Here is a 15,695-nt window from a genome sequence, read left to right on the forward strand (position 1 = left end):
TTCGCGGCCTTTTTATGACATTTGAACAGTTTCTGCTCTTGGCCGGCGCCCATTTATTGGCCGTTGCCAGTCCGGGGCCTGACTTTGCCGTGGTCAGCCGCCATGCCATCGCCTTCGGCCGTCGCTGCGCCCTGTGGGTGGCCTTGGGGGTAGGGAGCGGCATCTTGGTGCACATGGCCTACACCTGGGCCGGTGTGGCGCTGCTGCTCAAAACCTACCACTGGCTGGAAGTGGCCTTCTCGGTGGTGGCCGCCCTTTACCTGCTGTGGATGGCCAAAGGGGCCCTGATGTCCAGTAAGGGCATGACCCTGGACAGGGAAGGGGGCCTGGCCCCCGGCCCGTCGGCAGCCTTTCGCCGGGGCTTTTTGACCAATGCCCTCAACCCCAAGGCCACCCTCTTTTTCCTGGCCCTGTTTGGCTCGGTACTGGACGCCAGCCCCCAGGGTATGCAGATGCTGATGGTGTCTGGCTACCTGGCGCTGGCCACGGCCCTGTGGTTTGTGCTGCTGGGCTGGCTGCTGACCGCCGGTCCCCTTGGCCGCTTCCTGGCGGACAAGGGCTACTGGATAGACAGGGTGCTGGGGGTTTTCCTGCTGCTGTTAGCCGGGCGCCTCATTTACGGCCTTTTCTGGTAAAATGCCCCGGACGATTCAAGAATGGGACGCCTTTGGGCGTCCTTAGTGTTATGCGCCGGCTTTACGGGCCGGTTAGCCGAAAAAGAGGACTATGCCATGGGCCAGTTTGTGGTCGCCGCCCTGTACAAATTTGCGCGCCTGCCCCGTTACCAAGCCCTGCAGCAACCGCTGCTGGACCTGATGAACGCCAACGCCATCAAAGGCACCTTGCTGCTGGCCGACGAAGGCATCAACGGTACCGTCTGTGGTACCCGCGAGGCCATCGACAGGCTCAAAACCTTCTTGGATGACCAACCGGAGTTTGCCGGTATGAGCTACAAGGAGTCCTTCAGCGAGGAGCAGGCCTTCTACCGCACCAAGGTCAAGCTCAAGAAAGAGATAGTGACCATGGGCGTCTGCGGCATCGACCCCAACAAAGTGGTGGGGACCTATGTCAAACCCGAGCAGTGGAACGCCCTGATCAGCGACCCCGAAGTGCTGTTGGTGGACACCCGTAACGACTACGAAGTGGCGGTGGGTACCTTCAAGGGCGCCATCGACCCCAACACCAAAGCTTTTCGCGACTTCCCCACCTATGTGAAAGACCACCTGGACCCGGCCAAGCACAAAAAAGTGGCCATGTTCTGCACCGGCGGCATCCGCTGTGAGAAATCCACTGCTTTCCTGAAAGAGCAGGGTTTTGACGAGGTCTACCACCTGGAAGGGGGCATCCTCAAATACCTGGAGCAAGTGCCGGCTGAGCAGAGCCTCTGGGAAGGGGAATGTTTCGTGTTCGACCAGCGGGTCACCGTCAAGCACGGTTTGGAGCAGGGCAGCTTTGACCAGTGCTATGCCTGCCGCCGCCCCATCAGCGACCAGGACAAAGCCTCGGAGCGCTACCAGCAAGGGGTAGCTTGCCCCCATTGTTTTGACGAAATGAGCGATGAGCAGAAGGCACGTTTTGCCGAACGGCAAAAGCAAATAGCCCTGGCCCAGGCCCGTAACCAGGTCCATATTGCCGCTGACGTGGCCGAGCTGAAGGCCGAAAAAGACGCGCGTAAACAGGCCCTTAAAGACAGCCATGAGTGATCAGGACAAGGTACTGCACCTGGGGGGCTCCATCGAAGAGGCCCTCAAGGGGCAAGTGAAACTGCAACTGGGGCAGGTGTTTAAGGAAGCGGCAGAAAACGGCCTTAAACCAGATCGCAGCCTGCTGGCACCGGTGCTGATGTTGACCGGTGTCACCCTGATGCTGGTGGTGGTGCTGGCCGAGCTGCTGGCCCTTGGGGGTTGGTCGATGGCCACGGCCCAGGGCCAGTCCCTGGCCTACCTGCTGGCCACTGCCGCCCTGGCTCCGGCGGTCACCGCCATCAAGTTGATGGGGGTGCACCAGGTGGTAGGCCTCAAGCCGCCTACCCAACTGCTTTGGCACTGGTACCGCCATGGCCCGCTGCTGAGCCTGACCGCCCTTATTTGCCTGGGGCTGGTGAACCTGGGCAGCGCCTTTTACCTGGTGCCGGGGATCTTTTTGCAAATCGCCCTGGCCCCGGCCCTGATGCTGGTGGCCGACAAGGGGCTGTCACCCCTTAACGCCATCAAGACCTCGGTACTGGTTTGCCTGCGCTACTTCCCGGCTTTCCTTATCAGCCAGCTGTTGCTGCTGCTGATGGTGGTGCTGGTGGCATTCAGTTTCGGGCTGGCCCTGGTATGGCTTGGGCCCTTGTACCTTCGCTTCACCGGCGTCCTGTACCGGGAACTGTTCGGTGTGAAGCTCAGGATGACCTTCAACCAACCACAGACCCTGTTTAACGCATGATAGCTCGCAGTCTGCGCTTTCCCCTGATCCTGCTGCTGGCGCTGTTGCTGGTATTGGCCTGGTTGCGCCAGGCCGGCCCGGCGCCGGCCCGTGATGCCAGGCCGGCCAATGCCCTTGTGCCGGATTTCAGCCAGTATCAAGAAGTCCCCGAGAAGAAAAAAGCCTTCTTCAACTTCATGCGGCCCCTGGTGGAAGCGGAGAACGCCCGCATCATCACCGAGCGCAGCCGCTTGAAAAGCCTGCTGGCCAAGAAAAAGCTCAGCCTGGCCGAGCAGCAATGGCTGGACAGCCTGGCCATCCGTTACGATCTGACGCCGCCTTTGGACGAGGCGGCCAAGACCAAGCTGCTGCGCCGGGTGGACAAGTTGCCGGTGGCCCTGGTGCTGGTGCAGGCGGCCAACGAGTCAGCCTGGGGCACGTCCCGCTTTGCGGTGGACGGTAACAACTTCTTCGGCCAGTGGTGCTATGTGGCGGGCTGTGGCCTGGTGCCACAGGAGCGGATAGACGGTGCCAGCCATGAGGTGGCGCGCTTTGCCAACCCCCAGGCGTCGGTGCGCAGCTACATCCACAACATCAACACCAACAACGCCTACCTTGGCCTTCGTCAGATCCGTGAGACGGCCCGGCAAAAGGGCCAGGAGCCCAAGGCCGAGAACCTGGTGCAGGGGCTGGGGCGCTATTCGGAGCGGGGCAGGGCCTATGTGCGGGAACTGACCGACATGATTGGCCATAACCGCCGCTACATGTTCGATTAAAAAACGCGCCCTGGGGCGCGTTTTTCATTAGAGGGCCTTGATGGCCAGGGTCAGGGCCGGATCGATCGTCGGGCCTTCGTCCTCTTCGTCTTCCGGCACCGGGTTGCTGAAGCTTTCCCGGTCAAAGGCGGTGTCCCCTTCCAGGCCCAGGGCGTTGTCGCGGCTAAGGCCTTTGAAGTCGAACAGTTCGCTGTCGGCCAAGTGCGAGGGCACCACGTTTTGCAGGGCCTTGAACATGGTTTCGATGCGGCCGGGGAACTGGCGGTCCCAGTTTTGCAGCATTTCCTTGATCACCTGGCGTTGCAGGTTGGGCTGGGAGCCGCACAGGTTGCAGGGAATGATGGGAAAGCCCTTGGCTTCGCTGTACTTGATGATGTCTTTCTCGCGGCAGTAGGCCAGGGGGCGGATCACCATGTGCTTGCCGTCGTCGGACACCAGCTTGGGGGGCATGGCCTTGAGCTTGCCACCGTAGAACATGTTCAGCAGCAGGGTCTCGAGGATGTCGTCACGGTGGTGGCCAAGGGCCACCTTGGTGCATTTGAGCTCGGTGGCGGTACGGTACAGAATGCCCCGGCGCAGGCGCGAGCACAGGGAGCAGGTGGTTTTCCCTTCCGGCACCTTCTCCTTGACGATGGAATAGGTGTCTTCGTTGACGATAAGGTATTCCACCCCCAGCTCTTCCAAGTAGCCTGGCAGCACATGCTCGGGAAAGCCCGGCTGTTTCTGGTCCAGGTTCACCGCCACCAGATCGAAATGGATAGGCGCCGAGGCCTTGAGGTTCATCAGGATGTCCAGCAGGGTGTAGGAGTCCTTGCCGCCGGACAGGCAGACCATGATCCTGTCGCCATCCTCAATCATGTTGAAGTCGCTGATGGCCTGGCCAACATGGCGGCGCAGCCGCTTTTGCAATTTATTGAAGTTGTATTGTTGCTTCTGGCCGGACATGCCAGCACCCTCACTGCCTTTCACGGGGCGCCTATTATACGCAAAAGAAAACGCCGCGCTATGCGCGGCGTTGAGGGACCTTATTTGGCCATGGGGCTCTTGAAACCGTCCGGCTTCAAGGCCAGCACGTCACTGACCAGGCGGTCTATGACATGCTCGGCGGTGTTGCCGATAAGGGCAGCGGAGATGCCGGTGCGGCCCACCGTGCCCATCACCACCAGTTCGGCGTCCAATTGCTCGGCGATGGCCGGGATCACGTCTTCGGGCAGGCCTTCTTTGACGTGGATATGGTCAGGGGCAATGTCGAAGGCCTGAGCATGGGCCAGGGCCTGCTTCTGGTGATGTTCCTTCATGGCCTGGGTGTAGGCGCTGGGGTCGAACTCGGGGATCTCGATGGCGATATTGACCGGGGTGCCCGGGTAGGCGGTCACCAGGTGCAGGTCACCGTCGATGCACTTGGCCAGGGCCTGGGCTTCGCGGGTGATCTTGTCGTCCAGTTGTTGATGCTCTTCGTCTTCGGAGCCGCAGTTGACCGCTGCCAGCACTACCCCTTTGGCCGGCCAGTCGTGGTCTTTAACCAGCATCACCGGCACCGGGCTTTTACGCAGCAGGTGCCAGTCGGTGGGGGTAAAGATCACTGCCTTGAGGGTGGAATGCTCATGGGTGGATTTGAACAACACCTGGTGACCACCGTCGATGATCTCCTTGATGATGCTTTCAAAGGGCCTGTTGTGCCAGGTGACCTTGGTTTGCAGGGTAATGCCGTCATCCACCAGGGGTTTGGCCAGTTGTTCCAGCCATTCCTGACGCTGGTCTACGATGCCCCGGCGCATGGCCTCACGCTCGTCGGAAGAGAGCATGGTGGTCATTTCGTAGGAAAAGTCGTAGATGCTGAGGAACAGGGTGATTTGGGCACCGGTACGTTTGGCCAGGAAGGCGGCACGTGACAGGGCCGGCTGTTCGCTCTGATTAGGATCCGCCACTACCAGGATCTTGTTGAAGTCTGCCATGGTGTTCACCTTATTGAGGGCCCGTTGCCAGGCCCGTCCGAGTGGTTAGAAACGATAGCCAAGGCCGATAAAGGCGACCACGGGGTCGATGTTGACCTTGACCTTTTGGACCGTTTGCCCATTCACCTTCACTTTAGCATCGGTGTCGATATCGGTGTACCAAAGGGCGGCACGGAAGAAGGTTTTGTCATTGATTTCCCAGTCAATACCGGCCTGGCCAGCCAGGCCGATGCTGTCGGACAACTCCAGGCTCTTGTCACCGGTCAGGCCCAGGCTGTCCAGGGTGGTGGCCAGCTCACCGTCCACATGTTCGTCGAAGAAGAAGGTGTAGTTGATACCCAGGCCCAGGTAGGGGCGAACGGCGCTGCCGTCGAGGAAACGGTACTGCAGGCTCAAGGTTGGCGGCAGGTGCTTGGTTTTGCCCACATCCAGGCCGTCAACCGCAGTGCCGGGGGCGCTCATGCTGATGTCATGGGAAAAGGGGGTGGCGGCAAGCAGTTCTATGGACCAGACACTGTCGATGTCGTAGTTGAGGGTCAGGCCCAGTTGGGTGTCGCTGTCTACCTTGAGGCTGGTGGAGTTGCTGGGCAGGCCGGCGGCGGCTTCCACATTGCCCAGATGGCCGGAGTCGTCGTTGGGGTTGACGTGGGCGGCGCCCACGGTGAAACGCCAGCCGCTCTCGTCGGCAAGAGCAGGACCACAAACCAGGGCAGCCGCGAGGGCCAGGGCTGAATAGCGCATATAAACTCCCTATCAATGCAAAGGGCTAAAAGAACTGCTGCCAAGACTAGGGGGGGAGGGGATGCCGCAACTTGCTCTGGATCAAAAGAAAAGGGGCCCTAAGGCCCCTTCGCTACCGGTGAATGATGTGGATCAAACCTCCAGCGGATCGGCGGCCATGCGCCGCAGCCCTTCCAGGTCGCTGACGGTGATAAATTTGCCGGCCACCTGGATAAGGCCCAGTTTCTGGAAGCGGCCCAACAGGCGGCTGATGGTTTCCACTGTCAGCCCCAGGTAGTTGCCGATATCGCCCCTGGTCATGGCCAGGCGAAACTCCTTGGGTGAAAAGCCCCGGGCCCCGAAGCGTGTGGACAGGTTCATCAAGAAGGCGGCCAGGCGCTCTTCGGCGGTCTTTTTGGACAGCAGCAGGATCATGTCCTGGTCCCCTTTGATCTCCGAGGACATCAATCTCATGATCTGCTGGCGCAGCCTGGGCATGGTGCCAGACAGGCGGTCCAGGGTGTCAAAGGGGATCTCGCAGACCATGGCGGTTTCCAGGGCCTGGGCAAAAGAAACGTGGCTGCCCTTGTTGATGGCGTCAAAGCCGATGATGTCGCCAGGCAGGTGAAAGCCGGTGATCTGCTCTTCCCCTTCCTTGGTCAGGGTATAGCTTTTGATGGTGCCGGAACGTATGGCATAAAGGGCGCTCAATGCCTGGCCTGCCTCGAACAGCGCATCCCCCTTGTGCACCGGCTTTTTGCGCTCGATGATGCTGTCCAACTGGTCGAGCTCGGTGTCGGTCAGGGTAAAAGGAATGCAAAGCTCACTCATGGCGCAATCGTGACAGTGGATGGCGCAAGACGAATTCCGGTGCATCTCATACTTCCTTGGCTGACAAACGTTAAAGATCGGGGTTTGGGGTCACGCCGGCATCCATTGCCGCCAGGTGACAAACAACAGATTAACCGCCATAGCCAATAGGATAAAGGCTGCAAGGCCTTTAAAGCCAGGATGTTGCAGCAGTTGTTTGAGTTTAGTGGCGGCAAGCCCCGTTGCCAGCATCACCGGCAGGGTGCCAAGGCCGAAGGCCAGCATGCTAAGGCCGCCATCAAGGGCCGAACCGCTGACCAGGGCCCAGGACAGGGCCGAATAGACCAGGCCGCAGGGCAGCCAGCCCCACAAAAGGCCAAGGGGCAGGGCCTGCCAGGGATTCTTTAGGGGCAGCAGATCCCCGGCCAGGGGTTTTAGGCGGCGCCAAAGGTGCTGGCCCAGGGCTTCAAGGCGCATCAGCCCCAGGTGCCAGCGCAACAGGTACAAAGCCATCAGCACCAGCAGCAAGGCGGCCAGCAGCCGAAAGGCCAGCAGCAGCGGCGTGCCTATGGCGCTCACATAGGCGCCAAGGCCCCCTACCAGGGCGCCGGCCAGGCCGTAACTGGCCAGGCGGCCCAGGTTGTACATCAGTAAAGTCACCAGGCGCCGGTTCGGTGCCACCGTCAGGGAAAAGGCCCCGGCCAGGCTGCCGCACATGCCAAGGCAGTGGCCGGCGCCAGCCAGACCCATCAGCACCGCAGGCCAAAACCCCAGGGTCACGGTTTGGGATCCTTGTCGTCTTCGTCGAAGAGGATGCTGTGGCCCTGGCGGTCGAGATCCTCAAATTGCTGGCTTTTCACCGCCCAGAAGAACACCGCCACGGCGATGATGACGATCAATACGGCAATGGGTATCAGCAGGGCCAGGATGCTCACTTCAGTAACCTCAGGGAATTGGACAGCACCAGCAGCGAGCTTAAGGACATGCCAAGGGCGGCCAGCCAGGGGCTGACCAGGCCCAGCACCGCCACCGGCACTATCACCAGGTTATAACACAGGGCCCAGCCGTAATTTTGGCGGATGATGCGCCGGCCCTTGAGCACCAGCTGCCAGGCGCTGTCGAGCTTGCCCAGCTGGTCCCCCAGCAACACCACGTCGCTGCTGGCCCGGGCCAGGTCGGTTCCCGAGCCCATGGCCAGGGACAGGTCGGCCCCGGCCAGCACCGGGGCGTCGTTAACCCCGTCGCCCACCACCAGCACCTTGTGGCCGCCCTGCTGCAAGGCGCGGATATGGGCCAGCTTATCGGCCGGTAACAGCCCCTTGCTGACCTTGATGCCAAGGGACTGGCCCAACTGGTCGGCCAGGGGTGAGCCGTCACCGGTTAACAGCGCCACCTCAAGCCCCCGGGCTTTAAGGCGGGCGATAAGGTCAGGGGCGTCGTCCCGCAAGCGGTCTTTGAGCCAAAACCCGGCCAGGGGGCCTTGTTGGTCGGCAAGGTAGAGGCTGGCCCCGAGATCCGGGCTCTGGGTAAAGGCGGCCGACCCCAGGCGGTAAGACACCCCAGCCAGGGTACCGCTCACTCCCTGGCCCGGGTGGTTTTCGATGCCGTCGGCCTTGAGGGTTGCGGCGTAAGGGTCAAAGGCACGGGCTATGGGGTGCTCTGAGCCCGCTTCCAGGGCGGCCGCTACCGCTGCCCAATGGCCAGCCTCGCCGCGCATGGCTTTGATGTCGGCCAGTTCCAGGCGGCCCTGGGTCAAGGTGCCGGTCTTGTCGAACAGCACGGTGTCGATGTGCGGCAGCACTTCCAGGCTGTCGCCTTGGCGCACTAGCCAGCCCAGCTGGCCCAGACGGCTCATGGTGCAGGTCAGGGCGGCAGGGGTGGCCAGGGACAGGGCGCAAGGGCAGCTGGCAACCAGCACCGACAAGGTTACCCAGAAGGCGTCTTCGGGGCGCCACCAGAGCCAGCCCAGGTAGGTCAGTAGCGCCACCAGCAGCAGCCGCACCACAAAGCGCCGGGCTATGAGGTCGGCCAATTGGGCACTCTTGGGCTTTTGGGCCTGGGCGCCTTCTTGCAGCCGCAAAATCCCCGCCACCAGGTTGTCGGCCCCCAGGGCTTTGACTTCCCCTTCCAGGGGGGAGCGCAGGTTAAGGCTACCGGCATAGAGGCTGTCGCCGCACTTTTTGGCCACCGGCAGGGCCTCGCCGGTTAAAAAGCTTTCGTCCAGCTCGGCGCCGCTACTGGTAAGGCGAAGATCGGTGGGCACCTTCTCCCCCGGCCTGACCTGGACCCTGTCCCCCAGGGCCAATTGCGCTACCGGCACCTGGCAAGGCCCCTGGTCGGTGACCTGCCAGGCCAGGGCAGGCACCAGTTTTAACAGGTTGGCCGCGCCCTGGGCCGCCTTGTGCCGGGCCCGCAGCTCCAGCAGCCGGCCGGTGAGCAGCAGGAAGGTGAACATGGCGATGGACTCGAAATAGACCTCGCCCCCGCCGCCAAAGGTGGCGTAGCTGGAGGCCAGGTAGGCGCCGAGGATGGCGATGGACACCGGCACATCCATACCGGGCTGGCCCAGGCGCAGCTGGCGCCAGGCGGCCTGGTAGAAGGGCTGGGCCGAATAGAGGGCGACGGGGCTGGCCAGTCCCCAGGACAGGTAGCGAAAATACTGGCCCAGCTCGCCGTCATTACCCACCCCGAAATAAAAGGCGAAGGCGAACATCATCACCTGCATGGTGGCAATACCGGCCAGGCCCAGGCGCAGGGTAAGGCGTTTGAGCTGGGCGCTGTAGAGGGCTTCTTGCTGGTCCGGGGCAAAGGGCAGGGCCGGGTACCCCAAGTCTGCCAGGGCCTTTAGCAGGGCCGACAGAGGCAGCCTATCTTGCTGCCAGCGTACCTGCAGGCGCTGGCTGGTGGCGTTGACATGGACCCGGGCCACCCCGTTCATGGCCCCCAGGCGTTTTTCAATCAGCCAGGCACAGGCGGCGCAGCTTAGGTTATCCACCGACAGGATAACCTCGCTCAGCTCCCCGTCCTGGTGCACGAACTGGCGCTGCAGGGCAGGGCTGTCGTAGCCCGCCAGGGCCTGGGGTACCAGGGCATCGGGGGCCACCGCCGCCTGGGTGCGGTAGCGGTAATAGTCGCTCAGGCCGCTATCGACTATGGCCTGGCTTACCGCTTGGCAACCGGCGCAGCAAAGGGCCCTGTCCTTACCGAGGATGCGGGTGCGAAAGGTGCTGCCCGGGTCCAGGGGTTGGTGGCAGTGGTAACAGAGGTTGTCAGGGCTCACCGGTCAGCACCGCCTGGTGTTCCTCGTCAAAATCTACCTGGGCTTGGACCCGCCATTGGCCGTCAAAGGGTTCGGCCTGCAGGTGCCAGCGCCCGACCATGGGGTGGTCCAGAACCAGGTGGTAAACACCGGCGGCATTGGCGGTCAGCATGCGGTCGAAATCGTTACGGGCCAGGGTGGCGTGGTGCAGGCTGAGCTTGACCGCCAGGCCGGGCTCCAGGTCGTCGCCGCTCAACACCATATCCAGCCCCCCTGGCACCTGGGTGACGGTGGCCCGGATATGGCGGCTCTGGGCGGCATTGAGCTCGGTCAGTTCCAGGTTGATGGCCTTGCCTTCCTTGTAATAGTCGGCCACCACCAGATCGGCAGGATCGGTGGCCGCAATATAGAAGGTGTAACAGCTGGCCACCACGGCGCAGACGGGCAGGGTAATCAAGAACCAGGGCCAGAATTGCTTGTACCAGGGCTGCATGACACCTCCGGTCGAAAAGGCAGCAATAGGGAGAGGCTAACAAAAAGCCCTGACAGGCGCAGGGCTTTTTTCACAGAATCAAACGCTTATTCCTGTTCCTTCGGCTCGGGGTTGGAGAGGCGATAGACATAGGCGGCCAGTACGTGGACCTTGTCCGCCCCCAGGCGGTCTTGCCAGGCCGGCATCACCCCATGGCGCCCGTAACGGAGGGTTTCTTCCACGGCCCGCTCCGAACCACCGTAAAGCCAAATGTCATCGGTCAGGTTGGGGGCGGCGCCGGCGGCCACCGGCAGGTTATTGAGGTAGGCCCCTTTACCGTCCTGGCCATGGCAGGCGGCGCACATGGCGAACTTGGCCTTGCCGGCGTCGGCCAACTGCTGGTTGACCTTGCGCCCGGACAGGCTCAGCACGTAGGCGGTCATCTCTTTGACCCCTTGCTCACCCAGGGCATCGCCCCAGGCCGGCATCTGCGCTACCCGGCCGTGCAGAAGGGTTTCCTTGATGATCTCCGGCTTGCCGCCGTAGAGCCAATCGCTGTCGGTGAGGTTGGGGAAACCGTTACCCCCCTTGGCGGCCGAACCGTGGCATTGGGCGCAGTTTTGCAGGAACAATCGCTGGCCTACCTTGAGGGCGTCTTTGTCGTAGGCCAGTTCTTCTATAGGGCGGCTGGCGTAGGCGGCAAAGATGGGCCCGAAGGTGGCTTCGGCCTTGGTCATCTCCCGCTCGTACTGGATATAACCGCTGCCACTGGCCAGAAGCTTGGCTTCCTTTTCCTTGATTTCGGCCAGGGAGCGGGCGTCCTGGATGGACGATTGCCAGCCCAGCAGGCCCTTGAAGCTACCCAGTCCCGGCATCAGCAACAGGTACAGCAACGAAAAGACGATGGTGAACCAGAACATGTAGTACCACCACCTGGGCAGCGGGTTGTTGATCTCCACTATGCCGTCGAAGGAGTGGTGCATCAGTTCACCCTCCTTGATGTCGGTGGAGTTCCTGCGTGCCCAGAACAGGACCACGGCACAGCCGATGATCACGATGAGCGTCAGTACGATGATCCAGATGCTCCAGAAGCTACTCATTGTTTTGACTCCTGCTTGTCATCAGGGGTGTCTTCGTCGGAAAACACCAGGTTGGCCGCTTCTTCGAAGTCCTTTTGGCGCCGGGCCGACCAGGCCCAGACGGCAATGCCCACGAACAGCAGTAAGATCACCAGGGTGATTACACCCCTGAAGGTTCCGTAATCCATATCCATGCCTTATTGCAGCGCGTGGCCGAGTGACTGCAGGTAGGCGACGATGGCGTCCATTTCGGTATGGCCCGCCACGGCCTTCTCGGCCCCTTGGATCTGTTCATCGGTGTAGGGCACACCAAAGCTTCTGAACACTTCCATCTTCTTGGCCGTCAGTTTGCCGTCCAGGATGTTCTCGTTAAGCCAGGGGTAACCGGGCATCACCGATTCGGGCACCACCAGGCGCGGGTTTTCCAGGTGCCAGCGGTGCCAGTCGTCCGAGTAGCGGCCGCCGACCCGGGCCAGATCCGGCCCGGTGCGCTTGGAGCCCCACAAGAAGGGGTGTTCCCACACCGACTCACCGGCCACCGAATAGTGGCCGTAGCGCTCGGTTTCATGGCGGAAGGGGCGGATCATCTGGCTGTGGCAGCCCACGCAGCCTTCACGGATATAGATGTCGCGGCCCTCCAGCTCCAGAGCCGTGTAGGGGCGCAGGTTCTTCACCGGTTGGGTAGTTTGGTCCTGGAACATCAGCGGGGTGATCTCCACCAGGCCACCGAAGGAGATGACGACGATGATCATGATCGCCAGCCAGCCGACGTTCTTCTCAATAAACTCGTGCTTGTTCTTCATGGGTCCGCTCCTTAGGCCACTTGCTCAATGGGCTCAGGGGCCAGGGCCCCTTTGGGGGCAAAGACGGTGCGCCAGGTGTTATAGGCCATCACCAACATCCCCACCACAAAGAAGCAGCCGCCGACAAAGCGCATGAAATAGAACGGCTTGGACGCCACAACCCCATCCACGAAGGAATACACCAAAGTGCCGTCGGGGTTGACCGCCTTCCACATCAGCCCCTGCATCACCCCGCTTATCCACATGGCGACGATATAGAGCACCACCCCTATGGTGGCCAGCCAGAAGTGGACGTTGATGAGCTTGGTGGAATACATGCGGCCCTGGCCGAACAGCACCGGGATCAGGTGGTAGAGGGAGCCGATGGACACCATGGCTACCCAGCCCAGGGCCCCGGAATGCACGTGGCCTATGGTCCAGTCGGTGTAGTGGGACAAGGCGTTCACCGTCTTGATGGCCATCATTGGGCCTTCGAAGGTGGACATGCCGTAGAAGGAAAGGGACACGATAAGAAAGCGCAGTATCGGGTCGTTCCTGAGCTTATGCCAGGCGCCGGACAGGGTCATGATGCCGTTGATCATCCCCCCCCAGGACGGGGCAAAGAGGATGATGGACATCACCATGCCCAACGACTGGGTCCAGTCGGGCAGGGCGGTGTAGTGCAGGTGGTGGGGGCCGGCCCAGATATAGGTGGCGATCAGCGCCCAGAAGTGGACGATGGACAAGCGGTAGGAATAGACCGGCCGCCCGGCCTGCTTGGGCACGAAGTAGTACATCATCCCCAAAAAGCCTGCCGTCAGCAAAAAGCCCACGGCGTTATGGCCGTACCACCACTGGGCCATGGCGTCCACCGCCCCGGCGTACATGGAGTAAGACTTCATGGCGCTGACCGGCACCTCGGCGGAGTTGACGATATGCAGCACCGCCACCGTCAGGATAAAGGCGCCGAAGAACCAGTTGGCCACATAGATATGGCTGGTCTTGCGCTTGACCAGGGTGCCGAAGAACACCACGGCGTAGGCCACCCACACCACCGCGATGGCGATGTCGATGGGCCACTCCAGCTCCGCATATTCCTTGGAGGTGGTGTAGCCCAGCGGCAAGGAGATGGCTGCCGCCACCAGCACCGCCTGCCAGCCCCAGAAGGTAAAGGCCGCCAGGCCGTCACTGAAGAGGCGGGTTTGGCAGGTGCGCTGCACCACGTAGTAGGAGGTTGCGAACAGGGCGCTGGTGCCGAATGCAAAGATCACCGCATTGGTGTGCAAGGGGCGCAGGCGACTGAAGGTCAACCAGGGAGTATCAAAATTCAGTTGCGGCCAGACCAGCTGGGCTGCAATGAACACACCCACTGCCATGCCAATAATGCCCCACAGCACAGTAACCAGGGCAAACTGGCGCACGACAGTGTAGTTGTAGTCAGCATGAGAACTCGTATGACTCATCGTTTTGGCTTCCGCTGCTGTCGTTCTTCTACACCACCTCCCGTGTGCTGCTTTCTCACGGGAGCTGCTCACTTCTGCGCCATAGTCTACTGGAAATCACCACTGGCGCTAACTTAACCACCACAGTTTTATAGCAATTTTTTGATGTTACAAAACCAGCATAGCAGGGGCATGCTAGTGGGGAAGGGCGGCAGAGCCCTTGTGCCAGATCAAAGGGATAGCTTATTTTGTAACCTGCAAGGAGGTTTGATGAGAAAAGCCCTGTTTGCCCTGGCCTGGCTGCCGGCCCTGGCCCAGGCGCTACCCTCTTGTGACGCTACCCTGGTCCCCTGCACCCACCAGGGCGCCACCTTGGAGGTGGGCCCCAGGCCGCTGCGCTCCCAGGTGCCTATCACCCTGACCCTGCACCTGGCGTTGCCAGCAGAGGTGGCCAGCCTGGTGGGCCAACTGGAAGGGGTAGAGATGTACATGGGCCTGGTGCCGGCGCCGTTTCGCCGGGTTGGCCCGGACCGCTTCGAAGCCACAGTGCAACTGGCCCGCTGCGCCCACGGCCCCATGACCTGGCAGCTCAGCGTTCAGCAATCGCGCTTTTTATTGCGCCTGGACCAGGCCGCCAATAAATAACTGTATAAATATTCAGTATTTTTGGTCTTTACGGTATGCTGCGGCCTTTTTGCCGGTATCGCCCATGGAACTGCCTCCCGTTTTGCCCCTGTTTGACCGCCCGGCCTGGCTTGAAGAGGGCAATGCCCAGGTGAACCAGCACCTGGCCCAAATCACCCTGCACAAGGTGGCCGACGCCGGCCTGGTCTACGAGCACGCCGTCGACTGGCTACTGGAAGCCCGCCACAACGACAACAACTACAAGGCCTACCGCTCCGAGCTCACCACCTTCCTCCATTGGTGCTTTGACGTGGAAGGAATAAGCCCAGGAGAGCTGAGCCGGCGCACCATGGGCCGCTACGTGGCCTACTGCCAGGCTCCCCCCGAGGCCCTGATCGCCTTTCGCAACGTGGCCCAGTTTGTTGACGACAAACATTGGCAACAACGGGTGCCCAATCCGCTGTGGCGGCCCTTTTTGGGCAAGCGCCTGGACGGCATCGCACTGCCGTACCGGCTGAGCGACAAGGCCCTGGCCACCAAGCTGGCCATACTGTCGTCCTTTTACAGCTACCTTATTGGCGAGGAGTATACGGAGCGTAACCCGGCCATGCTGTGGAGCCGCCATAACCAGCGCCAAAGCCTGGTGGACGGCCGTTTTGTGGGCGACGAAGACATCAAGGTCTTTAGCGAATTACAGTGGTCTTACGTTATGAGCGCCGCCAAAGCCCTGGCCAAGAGTGACCCCCAGCGCCACGAGCGCAGCCTTTTTCTGATAAGCCTGCTGTACAGCTGTTACCTGCGCATCTCCGAAGTGGCAGCGCGGCCGGGGTTTTCGCCGGTGATGGGCCAGTTTCAGCGGGACAGCCACACCGGGGTATGGGGCTTTCGGGTGCCCATCAGCAAGGGCGGCAAGAGCCGCACTGTGGCGGTGTCCAAAGCCTTGTTGGACGCCCTTGGCCGTTACCGCCAGTTTTTGGGGCTTGGGGCGCTGCCGTCACCCAAGGACGCCAGCCCCTTGCTGGTCAGGCTAAGGGCCGCCGGGCGGGGCAGGGAAGTGGGGTTGCGCAATGCCAACCTGGGGGTGCGGCAGCTTAGGGACGAGGTAGAGCTGGTGATCCAGGCCGGGGCCGACCAGGCCGAGCAGGACGGCTTCTTCCAGGACGCCCAGGAGATGCGCACCCTTACCGCCCACAATATCCGCCACACCGGCATCACCCACGACATCAACCTTAACGGCCGGCCCCTGGCCCATGTCCAGGCCGACGCCGGCCACGACAGCATCCACACCACCAGCCTCTATCTGCATACCCGCACCGAAGAGCGCCACCAAAGCGCCCAACACAAGGCCCTGGATCGGCTGGAAGGGG

18 protein-coding genes are annotated in these 15,695 nt (G+C 61.6%); 6 read left to right on the plus strand and 12 right to left on the minus strand.

Annotated features, from left to right (window positions below; genetic code table 11):
* The first annotated feature begins 14 nt into the window (after positions 1 to 14).
* The 4 genes from B3C1_RS04310 to B3C1_RS04325 all read left to right on the plus strand — a co-directional run bounded on the left by B3C1_RS04310 (position 15) and on the right by B3C1_RS04325 (position 3,185).
* Positions 15 to 635, plus strand: a complete 621-nt coding sequence (locus B3C1_RS04310) for a LysE family translocator (RefSeq protein ID WP_008483163.1) — start codon at positions 15 to 17, stop codon at positions 633 to 635.
* Between the two features lie 96 nt (positions 636 to 731).
* Positions 732 to 1,703 (plus strand): oxygen-dependent tRNA uridine(34) hydroxylase TrhO, encoded by a 972-nt coding sequence (gene trhO, locus B3C1_RS04315; RefSeq protein WP_008483164.1) that lies wholly within the window; start codon positions 732 to 734, stop codon positions 1,701 to 1,703.
* Complete coding sequence (locus B3C1_RS04320; RefSeq protein ID WP_008483165.1) at positions 1,696 to 2,430, plus strand: YciC family protein; 735 nt, start codon at positions 1,696 to 1,698, stop codon at positions 2,428 to 2,430. The genes trhO and B3C1_RS04320 overlap by 8 nt, the downstream gene beginning before the upstream one ends.
* Complete coding sequence (locus B3C1_RS04325) at positions 2,427 to 3,185, plus strand: glucosaminidase domain-containing protein (RefSeq protein ID WP_008483168.1); 759 nt, start codon at positions 2,427 to 2,429, stop codon at positions 3,183 to 3,185. Before B3C1_RS04320 ends, B3C1_RS04325 begins: the two co-directional genes overlap by 4 nt.
* Positions 3,186 to 3,212: 27 nt before the next feature.
* Here the strand turns inward: B3C1_RS04325 and ttcA are convergent, their stop codons facing one another.
* The 12 genes from ttcA to ccoN form a co-directional block, all read right to left on the minus strand.
* Complete coding sequence (gene ttcA, locus B3C1_RS04330; protein WP_008483169.1) at positions 3,213 to 4,130, minus strand: tRNA 2-thiocytidine(32) synthetase TtcA; 918 nt, start codon at positions 4,128 to 4,130, stop codon at positions 3,213 to 3,215.
* A gap of 80 nt (positions 4,131 to 4,210) precedes the next feature.
* Complete coding sequence (gene uspE, locus B3C1_RS04335; RefSeq protein WP_008483170.1) at positions 4,211 to 5,140, minus strand: universal stress protein UspE; 930 nt, start codon at positions 5,138 to 5,140, stop codon at positions 4,211 to 4,213.
* Between the two features lie 45 nt (positions 5,141 to 5,185).
* Complete coding sequence (locus B3C1_RS04340; RefSeq protein ID WP_008483171.1) at positions 5,186 to 5,881, minus strand: OmpW/AlkL family protein; 696 nt, start codon at positions 5,879 to 5,881, stop codon at positions 5,186 to 5,188.
* Between the two features lie 132 nt (positions 5,882 to 6,013).
* The gene (locus B3C1_RS04345; protein WP_035481061.1) at positions 6,014 to 6,736 is read right to left on the minus strand and encodes an FNR family transcription factor; all 723 of its coding nucleotides are present in this window, start codon (positions 6,734 to 6,736) and stop codon (positions 6,014 to 6,016) included.
* Positions 6,737 to 6,781: 45 nt separating this feature from the next.
* Complete coding sequence (locus tag B3C1_RS04350) at positions 6,782 to 7,450, minus strand: sulfite exporter TauE/SafE family protein (protein ID WP_008483175.1); 669 nt, start codon at positions 7,448 to 7,450, stop codon at positions 6,782 to 6,784.
* Positions 7,447 to 7,605, minus strand: coding sequence for a cbb3-type cytochrome oxidase assembly protein CcoS (ccoS, locus tag B3C1_RS04355; RefSeq protein WP_008483176.1), 159 nt, complete (start codon positions 7,603 to 7,605; stop codon positions 7,447 to 7,449). Before ccoS ends, B3C1_RS04350 begins: the two co-directional genes overlap by 4 nt.
* Positions 7,602 to 9,950 (minus strand): heavy metal translocating P-type ATPase, encoded by a 2,349-nt coding sequence (locus tag B3C1_RS04360; RefSeq protein ID WP_008483177.1) that lies wholly within the window; start codon positions 9,948 to 9,950, stop codon positions 7,602 to 7,604. The genes ccoS and B3C1_RS04360 overlap by 4 nt, the downstream gene beginning before the upstream one ends.
* The gene (locus tag B3C1_RS04365) at positions 9,940 to 10,422 is read right to left on the minus strand and encodes a FixH family protein (protein ID WP_008483178.1); all 483 of its coding nucleotides are present in this window, start codon (positions 10,420 to 10,422) and stop codon (positions 9,940 to 9,942) included. Before B3C1_RS04365 ends, B3C1_RS04360 begins: the two co-directional genes overlap by 11 nt.
* An 86-nt stretch (positions 10,423 to 10,508) precedes the next feature.
* Positions 10,509 to 11,501, minus strand: a complete 993-nt coding sequence (ccoP, locus tag B3C1_RS04370; RefSeq protein WP_008483179.1) for a cytochrome-c oxidase, cbb3-type subunit III — start codon at positions 11,499 to 11,501, stop codon at positions 10,509 to 10,511.
* Entirely contained in the window at positions 11,498 to 11,668 is a 171-nt protein-coding gene (locus B3C1_RS04375) for a CcoQ/FixQ family Cbb3-type cytochrome c oxidase assembly chaperone (protein WP_008483180.1), read from the minus strand. The genes ccoP and B3C1_RS04375 overlap by 4 nt, the downstream gene beginning before the upstream one ends.
* A gap of 9 nt (positions 11,669 to 11,677) precedes the next feature.
* On the minus strand, positions 11,678 to 12,283 hold the full coding sequence (gene ccoO / locus B3C1_RS04380) for a cytochrome-c oxidase, cbb3-type subunit II (protein ID WP_008483181.1): 606 nt from the start codon (positions 12,281 to 12,283) through the stop codon (positions 11,678 to 11,680).
* Positions 12,284 to 12,294: 11 nt separating this feature from the next.
* The gene (gene ccoN, locus B3C1_RS04385; RefSeq protein WP_008483182.1) at positions 12,295 to 13,725 is read right to left on the minus strand and encodes a cytochrome-c oxidase, cbb3-type subunit I; all 1,431 of its coding nucleotides are present in this window, start codon (positions 13,723 to 13,725) and stop codon (positions 12,295 to 12,297) included.
* Positions 13,726 to 13,974: 249 nt separating this feature from the next.
* Here ccoN and B3C1_RS04390 point away from each other — a divergent pair, with 249 nt between their 5' ends.
* Positions 13,975 to 14,349 (plus strand): hypothetical protein, encoded by a 375-nt coding sequence (locus B3C1_RS04390; RefSeq protein ID WP_008483183.1) that lies wholly within the window; start codon positions 13,975 to 13,977, stop codon positions 14,347 to 14,349.
* 64 nt (positions 14,350 to 14,413) lie between these two features.
* Positions 14,414 to 15,695: tyrosine-type recombinase/integrase (locus tag B3C1_RS04395; protein ID WP_008483184.1), on the plus strand; the 1,282-nt coding region annotated here is incomplete at its 3' end.

The sequence above is a fragment of the Gallaecimonas xiamenensis 3-C-1 genome (genome assembly GCF_000299915.1).
GTDB lineage: Bacteria > Pseudomonadota > Gammaproteobacteria > Enterobacterales > Gallaecimonadaceae > Gallaecimonas > Gallaecimonas xiamenensis.

Coding starts and splice junctions, on each gene's coding strand:
- B3C1_RS04310 (WP_008483163.1), top strand. CDS start 15: ATGACATTTGAACAGTTTCTGCTCTTGGCCGGCGCCCATTTATTGGCC.
- trhO (WP_008483164.1), top strand. CDS start 732: ATGGGCCAGTTTGTGGTCGCCGCCCTGTACAAATTTGCGCGCCTGCCC.
- B3C1_RS04320 (WP_008483165.1), top strand. CDS start 1,696: ATGAGTGATCAGGACAAGGTACTGCACCTGGGGGGCTCCATCGAAGAG.
- B3C1_RS04325 (WP_008483168.1), top strand. CDS start 2,427: ATGATAGCTCGCAGTCTGCGCTTTCCCCTGATCCTGCTGCTGGCGCTG.
- ttcA (WP_008483169.1), bottom strand. CDS start 4,130: ATGTCCGGCCAGAAGCAACAATACAACTTCAATAAATTGCAAAAGCGG.
- uspE (WP_008483170.1), bottom strand. CDS start 5,140: ATGGCAGACTTCAACAAGATCCTGGTAGTGGCGGATCCTAATCAGAGC.
- B3C1_RS04340 (WP_008483171.1), bottom strand. CDS start 5,881: ATGCGCTATTCAGCCCTGGCCCTCGCGGCTGCCCTGGTTTGTGGTCCT.
- B3C1_RS04345 (WP_035481061.1), bottom strand. CDS start 6,736: ATGCACCGGAATTCGTCTTGCGCCATCCACTGTCACGATTGCGCCATG.
- B3C1_RS04365 (WP_008483178.1), bottom strand. CDS start 10,422: ATGCAGCCCTGGTACAAGCAATTCTGGCCCTGGTTCTTGATTACCCTG.
- ccoP (WP_008483179.1), bottom strand. CDS start 11,501: ATGAGTAGCTTCTGGAGCATCTGGATCATCGTACTGACGCTCATCGTG.
- B3C1_RS04375 (WP_008483180.1), bottom strand. CDS start 11,668: ATGGATTACGGAACCTTCAGGGGTGTAATCACCCTGGTGATCTTACTG.
- ccoO (WP_008483181.1), bottom strand. CDS start 12,283: ATGAAGAACAAGCACGAGTTTATTGAGAAGAACGTCGGCTGGCTGGCG.
- ccoN (WP_008483182.1), bottom strand. CDS start 13,725: ATGAGTCATACGAGTTCTCATGCTGACTACAACTACACTGTCGTGCGC.
- B3C1_RS04390 (WP_008483183.1), top strand. CDS start 13,975: ATGAGAAAAGCCCTGTTTGCCCTGGCCTGGCTGCCGGCCCTGGCCCAG.